Annotated in this window: 15 protein-coding genes and 1 pseudogene; 10 read left to right on the top strand and 6 right to left on the bottom strand. The window is 39.0% G+C overall.

Annotation, left to right across the window (positions count from 1 at the left end):
• Positions 1 to 18: 18 nt before the first annotated feature.
• Entirely contained in the window at positions 19 to 888 is an 870-nt protein-coding gene (locus tag RM539_RS10915; protein WP_311503433.1) for an SDR family oxidoreductase, read from the bottom strand.
• A gap of 272 nt (positions 889 to 1,160) precedes the next feature.
• On the opposite strand from RM539_RS10915, the gene RM539_RS10920 reads away from it, so the two are divergent.
• The 4 genes and pseudogenes from RM539_RS10920 to RM539_RS10935 all read left to right on the top strand — a co-directional run bounded on the left by RM539_RS10920 (position 1,161) and on the right by RM539_RS10935 (position 5,340).
• Positions 1,161 to 2,525 carry an acyl-CoA dehydrogenase family protein gene (locus RM539_RS10920; protein ID WP_311503434.1) on the top strand — a complete coding sequence of 455 codons (1,365 nt, stop codon included), beginning with the start codon at positions 1,161 to 1,163 and terminating at the stop codon, positions 2,523 to 2,525.
• A gap of 24 nt (positions 2,526 to 2,549) precedes the next feature.
• Complete coding sequence (locus tag RM539_RS10925; protein WP_311503435.1) at positions 2,550 to 3,479, top strand: 2-hydroxyacid dehydrogenase; 930 nt, start codon at positions 2,550 to 2,552, stop codon at positions 3,477 to 3,479.
• A gap of 12 nt (positions 3,480 to 3,491) precedes the next feature.
• Positions 3,492 to 3,941, top strand: a pseudogene (locus RM539_RS10930) (universal stress protein).
• Between the two features lie 460 nt (positions 3,942 to 4,401).
• Positions 4,402 to 5,340 carry a pyridoxal-phosphate dependent enzyme gene (locus tag RM539_RS10935; protein ID WP_311503436.1) on the top strand — a complete coding sequence of 313 codons (939 nt, stop codon included), beginning with the start codon at positions 4,402 to 4,404 and terminating at the stop codon, positions 5,338 to 5,340.
• On the opposite strand, the gene RM539_RS10940 is transcribed toward RM539_RS10935, so the two are convergent.
• Positions 5,337 to 5,849 (bottom strand): DinB family protein, encoded by a 513-nt coding sequence (locus RM539_RS10940; RefSeq protein WP_311503437.1) that lies wholly within the window; start codon positions 5,847 to 5,849, stop codon positions 5,337 to 5,339. The two genes, RM539_RS10935 and RM539_RS10940, sit on opposite strands and share 4 nt — an antisense overlap.
• Before the next feature lie 39 nt (positions 5,850 to 5,888).
• Positions 5,889 to 6,353, bottom strand: a complete 465-nt coding sequence (locus RM539_RS10945) for a DUF4440 domain-containing protein (protein WP_311503438.1) — start codon at positions 6,351 to 6,353, stop codon at positions 5,889 to 5,891.
• A gap of 211 nt (positions 6,354 to 6,564) precedes the next feature.
• Between RM539_RS10945 and RM539_RS10950 the strand changes: the two genes are divergently transcribed.
• From RM539_RS10950 to RM539_RS10965, 4 genes are all read left to right on the top strand, one after another.
• A complete protein-coding gene (locus tag RM539_RS10950; protein ID WP_311503439.1) occupies positions 6,565 to 6,981 on the top strand; it encodes a DUF2141 domain-containing protein in 417 nt (138 codons plus the stop codon).
• Between the two features lie 265 nt (positions 6,982 to 7,246).
• Positions 7,247 to 9,001 carry an SLC13 family permease gene (locus tag RM539_RS10955; protein WP_311503440.1) on the top strand — a complete coding sequence of 585 codons (1,755 nt, stop codon included), beginning with the start codon at positions 7,247 to 7,249 and terminating at the stop codon, positions 8,999 to 9,001.
• A gap of 137 nt (positions 9,002 to 9,138) precedes the next feature.
• A complete protein-coding gene (locus RM539_RS10960) occupies positions 9,139 to 9,465 on the top strand; it encodes a DUF202 domain-containing protein (RefSeq protein WP_311503441.1) in 327 nt (108 codons plus the stop codon).
• 10 nt (positions 9,466 to 9,475) lie between these two features.
• A complete protein-coding gene (locus RM539_RS10965; RefSeq protein WP_311503554.1) occupies positions 9,476 to 9,859 on the top strand; it encodes a DUF6122 family protein in 384 nt (127 codons plus the stop codon).
• Between the two features lie 50 nt (positions 9,860 to 9,909).
• Here RM539_RS10965 and RM539_RS10970 read toward each other — a convergent pair whose 3' ends face one another.
• On the bottom strand, positions 9,910 to 10,851 hold the full coding sequence (locus RM539_RS10970) for a DUF302 domain-containing protein (protein ID WP_311503442.1): 942 nt from the start codon (positions 10,849 to 10,851) through the stop codon (positions 9,910 to 9,912).
• A gap of 217 nt (positions 10,852 to 11,068) precedes the next feature.
• Here RM539_RS10970 and RM539_RS10975 point away from each other — a divergent pair, with 217 nt between their 5' ends.
• Both RM539_RS10975 and RM539_RS10980 read left to right on the top strand, forming a co-directional pair.
• Positions 11,069 to 11,683 carry a deoxynucleoside kinase gene (locus RM539_RS10975; RefSeq protein ID WP_311503443.1) on the top strand — a complete coding sequence of 205 codons (615 nt, stop codon included), beginning with the start codon at positions 11,069 to 11,071 and terminating at the stop codon, positions 11,681 to 11,683.
• A gap of 12 nt (positions 11,684 to 11,695) precedes the next feature.
• A complete protein-coding gene (locus tag RM539_RS10980) occupies positions 11,696 to 12,361 on the top strand; it encodes a sterol desaturase family protein (protein WP_311503444.1) in 666 nt (221 codons plus the stop codon).
• Positions 12,362 to 12,369: 8 nt separating this feature from the next.
• Here the strand turns inward: RM539_RS10980 and RM539_RS10985 are convergent, their stop codons facing one another.
• Positions 12,370 to 13,407, bottom strand: a complete 1,038-nt coding sequence (locus RM539_RS10985; RefSeq protein ID WP_311503445.1) for an App1 family protein phosphatidate phosphatase — start codon at positions 13,405 to 13,407, stop codon at positions 12,370 to 12,372.
• A 17-nt stretch (positions 13,408 to 13,424) separates the two neighbouring features.
• A complete protein-coding gene (gene ligD, locus RM539_RS10990) occupies positions 13,425 to 15,854 on the bottom strand; it encodes a DNA ligase D (RefSeq protein ID WP_311503446.1) in 2,430 nt (809 codons plus the stop codon).
• Positions 15,855 to 15,856 lie beyond the last annotated feature (2 nt).

The following is a 15,856-nucleotide window of genomic DNA, read 5'->3' on the forward strand; positions in this document are numbered from 1 at the left end:
GGGGAGTGATAAAATCTTTTAAATAGTGGGCCTTCCACCGGTAATCTGTATTGTAGATCCAGTCATATAACTGGAATCCTCTGAAGCAAGGAGCACATAACTGGCCGCAAGTTCAGCAGGTTGTCCTGCCCTTTTCATAGGAGTATCTTTTCCAAAGTTCTTCACTTCTTCTAGAGGCATGGTGGCAGGAATCAACGGAGTCCATATTGGGCCGGGAGCCACACAATTAACCCTGATTCCTTTCTCAGCCATTAATTGCCCAAGGTTAGCCGTCAGGTTTTGAATAGCTCCTTTTGTAGCCGCATAGGCCAGTAAGGTAGGCTTTGGTTTGTATGCATTAATAGAGGTGGTATTTACAATGGTACTTCCCGGCTTCATGTACGGTTCTGCAGCTTTACATAAATAGAACATAGAATAAATATTCGTCTTAAAAGTATAATCCCATTCTTCAGCCGAAACATCCTGTAAAGATTCCCTTGCCATCTGGAATGCAGCATTATTTACAAGAATATCAATCCTACCAAATTCATCAACGGCACGTTCAACTATTTTTTTACAGTGTGATTCCTCCCCCACATCACCTGCCATAAGGATAGCCTTTCTTCCGGCCTCCTCCACATATTTTGCAGTTTCCTTAGCATCTTCAGTTTCTTCAAGATAGGAAATTAAAACATTAGCACCTTCCCGCGCATATGCTATGGCCACCGCCCTGCCTATACCGCTGTCACCGCCGGTAATTATAGCATTTTTGCCTTCCAGTTTTCCGGAACCTTTATAAGAATTCTCCCCGTGATCTACCTTTGGTTCCATCTCAGCTTCATGACCCGGAACGTCTTGTTTGTCATTTGAATACGGTGGTTTTGGATGTTTTTCCTGTGGATCTTTCATAATATTTATTTTAATATGTTATTTCCCTGTTTAGCACTATCGTCTTCTCTCTAATCGTCTTCTCTCTAAATGTAACCACTCTTATACATTTCCGGAAGAGGACACCCGCTAAATCTTTCATAAAAATCAGTTTATTTTTTAAATAATTATAAGACCAAAAAGCCATAATTGCACAGTAATCAGTCTTTTCTATTTTTACTTTTTCTTCGGAAAGCTTTAACAGCTGCCAAGGTTTTAATTAGCTACTTTGTGAAAATAACAATACTACTATTATGTCTTTCTTCGGAAAAGTGAGAAACACTATTAACCTGTTAAAATCGGTAGATTTGGACCAGTTAGCAAAAGTGAATGAGCAAATTGATCTTTCTGAAGCAATGAAAACTTTGGGCACTTTAGATGAACGACAATTGCAGGGATTGATGAAAATGTTAAAAACCAAGCGTACAAAAAAACAACATGAGCTACCGCCGGTGGATGGCGATTTTTACAATCTTGAAGAAAAATTAACACCAGACCAGAAAGCACTTCAGTTTAAAGTACGCGAGGTCATGCAAAATGAAGTTCGCCCCATAGTCAACGATTACTGGAACAGGGCAAAATTCCCTTTTGAAATTATAGAAAAATTCCGTGAACTTAATATAACGGGAGTACCATATAAAGGTTATGGCTGCCCGGATTTACCATTTTTGATGGAAGGTATAATTGCACAGGAAATTGCACGTGTGGATGTTTCAATATCTACTTTTTTTGGAGTGCACAGCGGTCTGGCTATGGGTTCCATATATTTATGCGGAAGTGAGGAACAAAAACAGGAATGGCTTCCAAAGATGCAAAAGCTGGAAAAAATAGGAGCGTTTGGATTAACCGAACCCAATGTAGGGTCAGGGGTGGCAGGAGGCCTGGAAACCACCTGCAAATTTGATGGTGAAAACTGGGTTTTGGACGGACAAAAGAAATGGATTGGAAACGCTACATTTGCCGATGTTATCATTATTTGGGCCAGGGATGTAGACAGCAATCAGGTAAAAGGATTTTTGGTAAGAAAGGAAAATCCCGGTTTTAAAGCCGAAAAAATGCAGGATAAGATGGCGCTTCGGATTGTACAGAATGCTCTTATTACATTAACCGATTGCAGAATTCCTGAAAGTGACAGGTTACAGAAAGTCAATTCTTTTAAAGACACCGCCAATGTTCTTAGAATGACGAGGGCCGGTGTTGCCTGGCAGGCAGTTGGCTGTGCCCGCGGTGCTTACGAGAGTGCTTTAAAATATACAAAAGAAAGAGAACAATTTGGAAGGCCGATTGCTTCATACCAGTTAATTCAGAACCATTTGGTGGAAATGCTTTCCAATTTAACGGCTATGCAGACGCTGGTTTTCCGGTTGTCAGAAATGCAGGATCAGGATTTGCTTACAGATGAGCATGCATCCCTTGCAAAGGTTTATTGCAGCATGAGAACGAGAGACGTGGTAAGTCGTGCCCGTGAAGTTATGGGTGGCAACGGTATACTTTTAGAATATGATGTTGCCCGTTTTGTAGCCGATGCGGAGGCTATTTACAGCTATGAAGGAACTAAAGAAATAAACTCATTAATTGTGGGACGGGCCATTACCGGCTTCAGCGCATTTGTGAGCTAATATTTAATATAAAAACAAAAAAGAATGTCATTTTTAATTGTAAGCCCGGGTAGAGACCCGCAACCATGGATAGAAGCTTTAAAAAATCAGCATCCCGGTTTAGATATTTATGTCTATCCTGAGGACCATAATAAAGAAGAAGTTGAATTTGCACTCGCCTGGAATCATCCAAGAGGCCTTTTTAAAAATTATCCAAACCTGAAGGTAGTGGCTTCTATGGGTGCGGGTGTAGACCATATTACCAGTGATAAGGAATTACCGGAGCATGTAAAAATCACGAAAGTGGTAGATGACCAGCTCACAACGGATATGAGCGATTTTGTGCTGAGCCTTGTTATGGACCATACCAGAAGATTATCCATATATAAAGATCAGAAAAAGGAGAAAAGTTGGAATCGTACCCCTTATAAAAGACCAAGAAATGTAACCGTAGGAATTATGGGAGTTGGAGTACTTGGTTCTGCCGTAGGTGAAAAACTTTCCGCTAACGGATTTAACGTATTGGGCTGGGCCAAAAGCGAAAAGGATAAACAAGATATGAATACCTACTGCGGACAGGAAGGCCTGGAAGAATTTCTTTCCAAATCTAATGTTCTGGTGTGTTTACTTCCTTTAACTTCTAAAACCGAAAACATCCTGAATGCTGATGTTTTTGAAAAGTTACCTAAGGGAGCATACGTGATCAATGTAGCCCGTGGAGAGCATCTGGTTGAGCAGGATTTACTTGAAATGATTGGCAGCGGGCATTTATCAGGTGCTGCGCTTGATGTATTTAGGGAAGAACCTTTGCCGGAGAATCATCCGTTTTGGGAAAATTCAGAAATCCTCATCACTCCTCATATTGCCAGTGTAACCAGTGCAGAGTCTGTGATGCCTCAAATAATTGAGAATTATGAACGTATGAAAGAAGGGGAACCGCTTAAAAATGTAGTAGAAAGAGATAAGGGTTATTAAACCACAGAATTCATGAATGGAATAAGGAATATCCTTGTTGCTGTAGATTTTAATGAAACAGTGGGAGAACTGCTGAACTATGCTGAGAGTTTTGCACTAAAATATACTTCAAAAATCTGGCTCCTCCACGTTACTAATCCGGAGCCGGATTTTATAGGTTATGAGCCCGGCCTCAATATATAAGGGATTTAAAGGCCGAAGAATACCGGGATGAGCACAGAAACCTGCAGGCATTATGCAAGGCTTTTAGACAAAAATATAAAAGCTGAAGCTTGGCTTATCCAGGGCTCTACCGTAGAAATGATCCTAAAAGAAGCTAAAGAATTGCAAGCAGATCTATTGATCGTAGGTGCACATCAACACGGGTTTTTCTCTAACCTTTTTTCTGAAAGCATCTCTTTAAAACTGTTTAAGAATTCGAAGATCCCGTTGCTCCCTATTCCTGTTGAGGAAGATGAGTAACTTTAGTTGCAATTTTTCCTGTAAAATCTTCACCACAAATACTGTATTTTAAAAGACCATACCTCCCAAGCCCTTAAAAATCTGGGAGGTTTTATTTTTCAAAGAGACTAAAGCTATATCAGCTTACCGAAAAAGTAGAATTTCACACAAATCCAGTCGTAGATTAGTGTTCTATATTTCCTTCACTTTAATGCTATATTCATAAAGATGAAGGTCCTGAAACAGTAATACGATGTTTTTAACATTCTCTTATTTAAATTCTTAGTACAAAATTCTCGACACGAGAGACCTCAAAGGTTTCAAAAACCTGTGAGGTCTGGTGGTGCTGGTACTCGATACAGATTTCTGAATTTATGAATAAATACGGATATTCAATTCACAAAGCCAATTTTCGACCTCTAATAACTTTTTATCCTGATTAATTCCCTCTAATGCCTTAATTTTACAGTAAAAATCAGCTATGCATTCTAAGCAGGAACTTAAAAAAGTACATCAACGGATTCTTCCTTACATCCATAGAACACCTGTTTTACAATCATCACTGGTGAATGAGATTTCAGAAACCAAATTATTCTTTAAGTGTGAAAATTTTCAGCGGATGGGCGCTTTTAAAATGCGTGGGGCCACCAACGCCATCCTTCAGCTTTCTAAAGAACAGCAGAAAAAAGGCGTAGTCACTCATTCCTCAGGAAATTTTGCCCAGGCTTTGTCACTGGCTGCCAAAAGCATCGGCGTCCCTGCCTATATCGTGATGCCTTCCTCTGCCCCGCAGGTAAAAAAAGATGCGGTAAAAACATACGGTGGAAAAATAACCGAATGCCCTCCCAACCTTAAAAACCGCGAAGAAACCGCACAACAAATAATACGGGAAACAGGAGCCAGTTTTTTACATCCTTCCAACGATACTAACGTAATTCTGGGTCAGGGTACAGCAGCAATTGAATTACTGACCGAAATTGAAGATCTTGAATTTATCGTTACTCCGGTTGGCGGCGGTGGATTGATTGCCGGAACGGCCCTTGCCGCCCATTTCTTTGGAAAAAACTGTAAAACCATTGGTGCCGAACCTTTTGAAGTTGATGATGCTTATCGCTCCCTGCAAAGCGGAAAAATTGAAATTAATGAAACTACAAATACAATTGGTGACGGCCTGAAAACACAGCTTGGCGACAAGAATTTTCCCATCATCAAGGAACATGTTTCTCAAATAATTCGTGTAGAGGAAAAAGAAATCATTGAAGCTTTGAGGCTTATCTGGGAAAGGATGAAAATAATCATTGAGCCTTCCAGCGCAACTGCTTTGGCTGCCGTTCTAAGGGAAAAGGAGAAATTCCGCAATAAAAAAACCGGGATCATTATTTCCGGTGGAAATGTTGATTTAAAAAATCTGCCGTTTTAGTCTATTTTCACCACACTTATGGTTACCAATAGCTGCCCCACATGACGCTGACTATGTTCTGCAGCATGAAAATACAGGCCGATAACAGAAGATGGTAACTGCTTTCTGCCCACGCCACGTTTTTCAGTTAAAACCCTTTCGGGGATATTCCTGAAAATACTAATAGCCTCCTCCACTTTCTTTTGAAAGGCATTCACAAGAAGCTTCACATTAACCTCATCTAAAGGCATACCTTCATTTTTGAGATAATCCAATTGTTCAGCGGTAAGTTCTTTTCCTGCTGCGTAAGTTAGCATCCTGTCTAAAACGCCGGTTAAATGTTGAAGATGAAAACCTGCCGATGCCCTTCCCGCAGGTCTTATCCACAGCTTTTTTTCAGAAAAATCTTCCGTATATTTTTGAACATCTTCCACTGCCTGCAGCAAAGCATGTGCGGCAGGCTGGAGTAAATCAGGAACCTCCGGAATTTTTCCTCTTAGCCATACTTCAGGTTTATTTGCAGTATTCATTTCAAAATTTTATATAAAAGCAAAGATAACAGGAGTTATTCATTGTTGTTCATCCTGAATAAGGGTAGAATGCAGCATTTGCAATTTCCAACCGTTTTCAGTAAATACAGCAGTAGCACTTTCCAGCCAGTTCATTTCATTTACAACTTTATCATCCTTTTTAAAAATAGCTTTATTGCGGTAAGCAACCCAGGCCATTTTATCCCAAATTTTAATTTCTATAAAATCGAACGAATTTATTCTTTCTGGCTGTGCCCCCTGTGCTTTTGCTCTATTCATATAACTGGTAATAATATCCATATCCCAGACTTCTCCATTTTCCAGAAGTAAAAAATCATCTGAATAATATTTTTCAAGTTTTTCTGTATCCATATCAGAAAATATATCATCAAAAGAACTGATAATTAAATCCTTTATCTGCTCCTCATTTTCCTTTACACAGGTTTGTGCTGATGCCGGAGCAATTAGAAACAGCAGGAGTGAAAGTTGTATGATTTTTATCATCTGTAGCATTTTATTTGTTACGCGAAAGTTATAAAAAGGATTATAGAATTTTAGTGGCGCATATTTTGATTCGTTCTTTATTTTATTGGAATCAAATATGACTTTAGAGATCTTTGATAAGTTCAGGTTAACGAACTCTTTTATCACTTTTAAAAGATATTCAACCAAATATCAACTATTATTGTAACTTAACACCCTATTTTATTAGCTTATGAAACTACTGCCTATTTTTCTCAGCTTTTTCTGCGGAATTCTTAGTCTAAATGCCCAAAACAATATAGAAGTTGAAATTACCGATTTTGAATCTGATAAAGGACAGGCCATGATTGGTCTTTACAATACAGAAAACTCTTTTCTTAAAAAGGAATTTAAGGGGAAACAGTTAAAGATACAGGATAAAAAAGTGATGTTCACTTTTGCCGATATTCCTGAAGGCAATTATGCCATAATGGTTTTTCACGATGAAGATAAAAATAATGAACTCACCACCAATTTTCTCGGCATTCCTAAAGAAAATTATGGTGCTTCCAACAATGCTCCATCAAAATTTGGTCCGCCAAAATGGAAAGATGCAAAATTTGAGGTTAAAAACGGTAAAACCCTGAAGCAAAAGATCATGCTCAACTAACAGTGAGATTTTTATAGTTCTTGAGATTGTACCTTACAGCCCCGCATTTGAATGGTATGAACAGAGCCTCGGTATACATTTATCAGGAGATGGTAATAGTCCATTAGTTTTATCGCTGCGCTGGGAATTTGGAGTTTTAGTTGTAAGTCTTTTCAACTTAAAATTTTTATTTTCTCTTCACTATCCTCTTAATTCCTGCTAATCGTTAGGAAAAATATGCCTCAATTTTATATATCTTTAGTTCCCTAAAAAAACTCAAGGAATTATGGAAATAGCTTTAGTGGTCGGTCTTTTGATTGCAGCCATAATTCTTTTTGCGACTGAAAAATTCTCTGTTGATGTTGTAACCATTGGATTACTGGTAATTCTATGCCTTTCAGGAATTCTAACCCCCGGAGAAGCTTTTGAAGGTTTCAGCAGCGATTTTATGATTATTCTGGCTTCGGTATTTGTCATTTCCGGTGCGTTATCTGAAACCGGTTTACTGGATACACTGGGGGCAAAACTGGTAAGGCATACAAAAAGCAAAACGTCATTTATCGCCTACACCATGTTTGTTACCGGAACATTTTCAGCTTTTATGAATAATACCACGGTAACAGCATTGGTCACCGGGCCTGTGGTGGGAATCTGCAGAAAATTAAATATTAGTCCTTCCAAAGTTTTGATTCCTGTTGCATATTCTTCCATACTTGGCGGCACCTGTACGCTTATTGGCACCTCAACCAATGTAGCCGTTAGCGGATATATGACGAGTGTGGGAATGGAAGCTCTTCATTTTTTCGAAATTTTCGGAATAGGTCTTATCTTATGTGTCACTGGAATGATTTTTATCCTGCTTTTCTGGAAAAAAATCCTTCCGGATTATAAGGAAGGAAGTTTTGCTGAAGAATATAAGATCAAAGAATATCTTTCAGAAATAATAATAAAAGAAGAATCTGCACTTATAGGCCAGCAGGCTTTTCGTTCAGACCTTAATAGATGGAATGTAAGGATAATAAAAATCATTAGGGGAAAAGATGAATTGATACCAAACCGCTTCACCAGGCTTGAACTAAACGACATTTTACTTGTTGAATGTAAAATGGAGGATCTTATAAAGATAAAGGAATCGGCAGGACTTCAAGTTCTTGCCGATACCATTTCAAACCATGATATACAAAGTGATAAGATTAGGCTAATGGAAATTTTAGTAACTCCGGGCTCTATCCTGGCAGATAAATCACTAAAGGAAGTACGCTTTCGCCAGAATTACGACCTGGTGGTTTTGGGCATTCACCGTTTTAGAGATACCGTATCCCAGAAAATCGGCAGCCTTAAATTTAAGATAGGAGATGTACTCCTGGTGCAGGGCACAGAAGAATCCATAGATGCAATGAAACATTCGGTTGAATTTTCTGTGGTTGGAGATTTCAAGGTAAACATGTTCAAGGAAAGAAAAGGAATATTTTCTGCCCTGGCATTTTTTATTGCTATTATAGCAGCATCCCTTCAGCTTGTTCCACTTTCCATCGCTTTCCTCACTGCCGCACTACTTACCGTAATAGTTGGCGCCATAACTATTGAAAGGGCTTATGAAATTATGAACTGGAAGCTTCTTGTTTTAATTGGAGGAATGAGTGCCTTTGGAACTGCTATGCAAAATTCGGGAGCCTCAGAATTTATGGCTATGAATATTGTCTCCCTGCTGGGGGATTTTGGAGTGATGTACGTACTGGCCGGTTTTGTGATTTTGGTTATTTTACTTACCCAGCCCATGTCCAACGCCGCTGCAGCCCTTGTTGTGTTACCGGTGGCCATTGAGGCTGCCCAAATGTTAAATTCCGATCCACGGACTTTCGCAATAGCCATAATGCTAGGGGCCTCGGTTTCACTCATCACTCCTTTTGAGCCTTCCTGTATCCTTGTTTACGGTCCCGGGAAATATAAATTTGTTGATTTTATTAAAGCCGGTGTGCCGCTTACAATTATTTTACTAACTATAATCCTCCTCCTGGTACCTGTCTTCTGGCCGCTATAATGAATTTGGCTGTTTCATAAAAGAATTTAGCCGGCTTTTGGCTAAGTTTAATTTTTCTAATTACCTTTCTTTTGCAAATTGCAGTAACAAAGGTTTCTGCCTTAAATTCAGCTTTTATTTTTAATTTTCCTTTTGTTATGAGAAAAGTAAAATTACACAATCCGTTCAAGACCAGAATTATTGATGAAAAGCTCATTAGGGAACACCTGGCCCTGGAACGCACCAAGCTGGCCAATGAACGTACCGTACTTTCTTATATTAGAGCTTCCCTTTATTTACTAATTGGCGGCCTGGCACTTTTACAGATTAAAGAATATGAACATGTAAAATGGCTTGGATACCTCTCGCTGTTTATTTGTGTGGTTTTTATTACTGTGGGGATCTCACGGTATATTGCTTTGGAACGAAAATTAAACAGGCTTCTCCAGCCACAGGATGAAGAGGACAAACCTTCTGAAACCTGAGAGAATTTTGATGCTACAGCCTTACCTGCATTATTTTCTTCATTTTATAGCTATTGGTGCAATCGCATGGTTGTATGACAAGAAAAACTGGAAGCGCAACTGGGTTATTTTACTGGCTACTATGCTGGTGGATCTTGATCATCTTTTTGCCAATCCAATATTTGATCCTAAACGCTGCGGAATAGGTTACCATCCATTACATTCTGAACTGGCAATTATTACTTATTTTCTTGGAGTAATTTTTACTAAAAACCGGTTATTACGATTAATTTTCATCGGTTTGATTTTTCATATGTTCACCGATTTTATTGATTGTCTATGGACATTTTCAAAATGCCGGGAGTGCTACTTCTCTTCTGAAGTTTTTGAATGGGCACAACAGCTTTCATTTTGATTTAATCTTCTTACACACGATTTTCAAACGAGATGTTGGAATAAATAAACCTAATTCGCAGAAGCGATCCCTGAAATTTCATCCAGAATGGTGATTATTTGCTCCAATTCTTCAGGATTGGTAGTCAGGTTATGACGTTCTGCAAGAAACGCAGGATCATTGTAAGAAATTCTCACTATTCCCTCTTCATCTTCCCAAACCAGAATTTTCTGCGGAAAATCCAATGCCAGCGTCTGGGAACCCTGCATTAAAGCAGTACCTAGATCTGGCATTCCGAAAATTATGAGTCTGGTTGGCTTCAACCCCGTTTCCTCATTTTCTTCATTTCCCTCAGTTTGATATTCTGCATCTGCTTGAAAATCTATTTCAGCTAAAAACTCTAAATTCTCACGGGAATTAATATTGTTTCTCACTTCAGCATAAGTTTCTGCAAAGGTATGCGGACTGTCTTTGGTTATAATTCCTTGCTCCGGTTCAACAACAAGATCTGCAGAAGATCTAATTTCGGCCATGGTTGCATTAGTGGATAAATCATTAAGTACAGTTGCCGAATTTTGAAGATTTCCTGCCTGTTCAATCCCATAGCGGGAGGCGAGGTACGCTACAGCATTATAAACCGCGAACACTTCAGAATTTTCATTTTGAAAAAATAACATTTTTTGAGGCAGATCCAGGCCGGCCAACTGATTTTCCCGTAGAAGGAGATTGCTTATTTCCGGATTCCTGAAGAAAACAAGGCTTGTAGCGTCCAAAACTCTGCCTGTAGCAATGGCATTGGCAGCATGGTCTATTTCAAGAAAAACCTCCAGGCTGTCTTCTTCATTTAAGGCTGTTATAAATCCGGAATATGTATTCTCAAAATCAACATTGCTGGCCGAATACCTGGTGCCGGTAATTTGAACTACATTTGAAGAGAACACAACATCTCCCGGCTCATCATTTACACATGACATCAAAATTATCAAAAAAAGAATAAAGAAGATTTTTTTCATTTCGAGTGGAAATTATTGCAGGTAATTTAAGTTTTATCCGGCAGGCACTAAAATCTTAAAACATTTTCCTTCTCCATTATATTCCCTAACAATATTGCCCAACGCCATAAACACCTGCAGAGATAACAGGAAAACCCATATTTTATTTGAAAACTTGTATCTTTGCGCCGTTGTTATAATATCAGTTGCATCAACAATCACCCTAAATTCTTACTTTATGCACGTAGCCATTGCCGGAAACATTGGAGCGGGAAAAACCACTCTTACTAGATTACTTGCAAAACATTATAAATGGGAACCACAGTTTGAAGATGTTCTGGAGAATCCTTACCTGGAGGATTTTTATAATAACATGGAGCGATGGTCTTTTAACCTTCAGATTTATTTTTTAAACAGCCGGTTTCGCCAGATTCTTCAAATTAGGGAAAGCGGTAAAGATATTATCCAGGACCGGACTATTTATGAAGACGCGCATATTTTCGCGCCTAACCTTCATGCAATGGGATTGATGCCCAACCGGGATTTTGAGAATTATAAGTCTCTTTTTGATCTTATGGAAAGTGTTGTGCAGGGGCCTGATCTTCTTATTTACCTCAGGAGTACTATTCCCAATCTGGTAGCACAAATTCAGAAACGAGGCAGGGATTATGAAAATTCTATTTCCATAGATTATCTAAGCCGGTTAAATGAACGCTATGAAGCCTGGGTGCATAATTATAATAAGAGCAATTTATTGATATTTGACGTTGATAATATTAACTTCGTAGAAAATCCCGAAGATCTCGGAGACATCATCAACAGGATTGATGGAGAATTACATGGTTTATTTTAAAAAATTGCAGTTATGGAATCTACAAAATTAAAAAGGCCTAAACATAAAGGCTCACCAAAATTGTTCGATAATCCCATTCTCGAAAAATTAACTCACACGCATATTTCACTGCCGCTTATCATTTTTTCAGTAATTGCGGCCGCACTTATTTATTATGGAATCATTGAAAAAGGTTTTGAAGCACCCTTTATGATTCTTCTTTTTGCAGCAGGATTATTCTTTTTCACCTTTGTGGAATATATCATGCACCGGTATCTATATCATATTCCGGCAACCAGTGAGAGAAAAAAGAAAATTTCTTATACCATGCACGGGGTACATCATGATTATCCTAAAGACAAATCACGGTTAGCCATGCCCCCTCTTTTGAGCCTTATTATTGCTACAGTATTATTTATTATTTACAGAGCTGTTCTGGGAGATTACGCTTTTGGATTTCTTGCAGGATTTCTAATTGGTTATGCTGCTTATCTCGCTGTCCACTATTCGGTGCACGCTTTTAAAGTACCGGACAACTTCCTGAAGACCCTATGGCATCATCATAGTATTCATCATTATCGTGAACCGGACAGGGCTTTTGGTGTTTCTTCAGCATTATGGGACCATATTTTCAGAACTATGCCAAGAAAATCACCTATGGCTAAAAGAGCTTCCGTGGGGACAAGTATAGATGAATAATAAAGAATTTATCGAATAAATCCATTCTCCCGCGCGTGTTTAAGTGCTTCTTCAGAGGAATTGGCCAGTAATACAGGAGTAGTATCAAAATCATCAATTACACTCCTTACCCTTTCCATTTGTCTTTTATGTTGAACACTACGCAAATAAATCGCTAAAATCCTATCAGAATATTGCGCGGCAATTTCAGTATATATTGAAGCATCATGCTCCCCGCTGTCACCAATCAGAATAAATTTAAGATCGGGATAAGCTTGTAGAATATTTGAAATTTCCTTTTGCTTATGAGGTTTTTCAGGCTTTGTTGCCGCCTCAAAAGGTGTACGAAAATCCCTGAGCAAAATCGGACCTACGGGAAAATCATTATGATCCAGGAAAAGCTTAAGATATTCATACATATTCCACGGGCTATTGCTGAGATAGAACATGGGGTTTCTGTTCTTTCCGCTTTTGCCGGCCTGTAGTTTTTTGTACAAATCCGGTGCGCCCTTTAGCGGAATTCTCTTATAAGCATTGGTAAGTAAAGAATTTTTTAGCAGGCGCCACTTTAAGAAGGAAGTAACTCCTGTATGTAAGATAGTATCATCAATATCGCTAATCACACCAAATTCTGCATCTACAGGAGGCACAAGAAACTCCCCCTGAAAGTGACTTTCCAGGACGTTGGTTTCCGGCTCCAGCTTTTCTTTATAGTGCAATTTATAAGACACCCAGCCCTCATTTGAGGAATGTTCTGCCAGGTTATTTTCCAGGATTTCATCAAATCTAAAATAGCCTTCAGAATTTGTCTTTGCAGACAATTTCACTTTCCCCGGCAGCACCAATTCAATTTCAGCGTCCGGAATTTCAAAACTGTCAAATTGTTTCCACGTATTTTTCACTGTTCTATAAGCAGACTGATCTTTTACAATCTTAAGCGGTTCATTGTCCAGCGCCCTTCCTTTTACATACAATCTTGAATAAGTACCGTAGCTGCGGTAAGGTATCAGCAAAATTTGCTCATAATTTCGATATCTTCCCAACAGTTTCTTTATACGTTTCAGCATTAAATTTTCTTTCTTTTCTAATTATTAAGTCGCTCCAGGACTGCCCCCATATCTATTCCTTTTTCAAGCACCCCTTTAAAAAAGTCTCCTTCCTTCTCTATCCTCTCCGGCATATTTTTTATATTAAAATCTGAAATTTTTAATCCGTTTTTCACTTCCTCCCAATGTAAAGGGGCAGAAACGGTAGCTCCTTTTTTAGGCCTTGCGCAATATGGCGCGGCCAGTGTTTGCCCCCTCCTGTTCTGAAGAAAATCCAGATAAATCTTTCCTTTCCTGCTTTTTACCGCCCGCTCCATACTGGTGATTTTAGCAGTTTTCTCCTGAACAAAATAACAGAGCAATTTCGTAAAATCCCGGGCTTCCTCATAAGAATATTCTCCGCCCAATGGTATATAAATGTGCATCCCGCTGGATCCGGAAGTTTTACAAAAACCATCTATTTTTGCCATATCCAGCACTTCTTTGGTAGCCTGTGCCACTTCAATCACTTCTTCAAAAGTATTTTTATCTGTAGGGTCTATATCAATTACTGTATAATCCGGGTTTTCCAGATTACCCACTCTTGAATTCCACGGATTTATTTCTATACATCCAAGATTTGCCATATAAAGCAAAGTAGCTTCATTCTGGCAAAGCATGTATTCTATATCACGATTATTATGTTTGGAAAAGATTTTCACAGTTTCCACCCAATCTGCCAATAAGCCTTCATTATCTTTCTGATAAAAGCCGGTGTGGCTAATTCCGTTGGGATGCCGGTGCAAATTTTGCGGCCTGTCTTTTAAGTAAGGTATTATATATTCTGAAACCTGCAAATAATAATCAATCAGATCGTATTTTCTGAAGCCGTCTTCCGGCCAGTATATTTTTTCAAGGTTTGTAAAAGAAACCGGAATCCCTCCAATTTCCAACTGATTGGAACCTACTCCTACTTTTGTTTCAGAATCTTCTTCAGGATTTGCTGTTTTCTTCTCTTTATGAACTTCGGTAATATTCTTGTCCTGTCGTAAACCTTTATAAGCAGGATGCCGCATATTGCCGCTCTTTGTCCATTCTGAAAATCTCACCTCACAGATAAGCTCCGGCCTCACCCATACCGGTTTTCGCCCCTTAAGATTAATATTCTTTTCAAAAGGATTTTCTTCAGTTTCCAGTGATTTTAGCTGCTTCCGCAACTCTTTTTGTTCAGCATGGGAAAAACCCGTTCCGCAGTTTCCTATATACTTCAGCTTATTATCCTCCAGCATTCCCAGGATCAAAGAACGAAAAACAGAATTATCTTTATCAGATTCTGTATAGCCACAAATAATTGCTTCCTGGCTCTCCATTGCCTTTATCTTTAACCAATGTTCGGTGCGATAACCCGGAGCGTAAGTAGAATCAGCCTTTTTGGCAATTACTCCTTCCATTCCCGCGTCTATGGCTTTCTTATAAAAAGCACTGCCCATGCCCTCAACATGGTCACAATAAAGTGTAATACTGGCCTCTTCAATTACATCGGGAATTAAACTTTTTCTTTCCAGGAGTGGTAATCGCAGCATACTGTGGCCATTAAGGTAGAGCATGTCAAAAACATAAAATCTTAAGGCACCTTGAGTATCTGAACTGTAATTCTGCAATTCCTGGAATATAGGAATACCATTTTTATCCAGCACCACCACTTCACCGTCCAAAATCACGTCCTGCTGAATTTGCTCCAGGTCATTCACCAGATTGGGAAATTTTGAGTTATAGGAAATCCCATTCCGGGAATGTATGCTTACATTTCCATTTTCAATATGAGCGATAAGGCGATAGCCGTCCCACTTCAGTTCATAAATCCAATCCGGATTATTAAAAATTTGCTTCGTGGAAGTAGCCAACATAGGTTTTACAGGATCTTCAGGGTTAAGTTCCCTTATTACCGGCTCCTTTTTTTCTTCGGAAGTAGTATAAGTTTCCGCATTGTAATCCAGATCTGTAGAAAATTCATCCTTCTTTTTGATGAGCAGCCATTGGTTATCTTTTCCACCGCGCGTGTGCACCAGAGCAAATTCTCCTCTTATTCTCTTCCCTGAAAATTTGATCTTTAGATTGCCTTTATCAAGCTGCTCCTCCAAATCTTTATCTGCGGCAGCTTCTGCGGAAAAATATTCGCCTTCATCCCAAATGGTCATTTCCCCGGCGCCATAGTTACCTTTGGGAATGGTACCGTGAAAATTAAGATATTTTATAGGATGATCTTCTGTTTGGATTGCCAGGCGTTTATCTGAAGGGTTCATAGAAGGACCTTTAGGAACAGCCCAGCTTTTAAGAACGCCTTCCATTTCCAGGCGCAAATCATAATGCAGGCGGGTAGCTTTATGCCTCTGGATTACAAACCTACCGCGATTATCACTGTTTAATTCACCTTCGGGTTCAGGAGTATTGGAAAAGTCCCTTTTTCTTATGTAATCGTCAAGGCTCATTA

The sequence above is a fragment of the Autumnicola musiva genome (assembly GCF_031846585.1).
Lineage (GTDB): Bacteria > Bacteroidota > Bacteroidia > Flavobacteriales > Flavobacteriaceae > Autumnicola > Autumnicola musiva.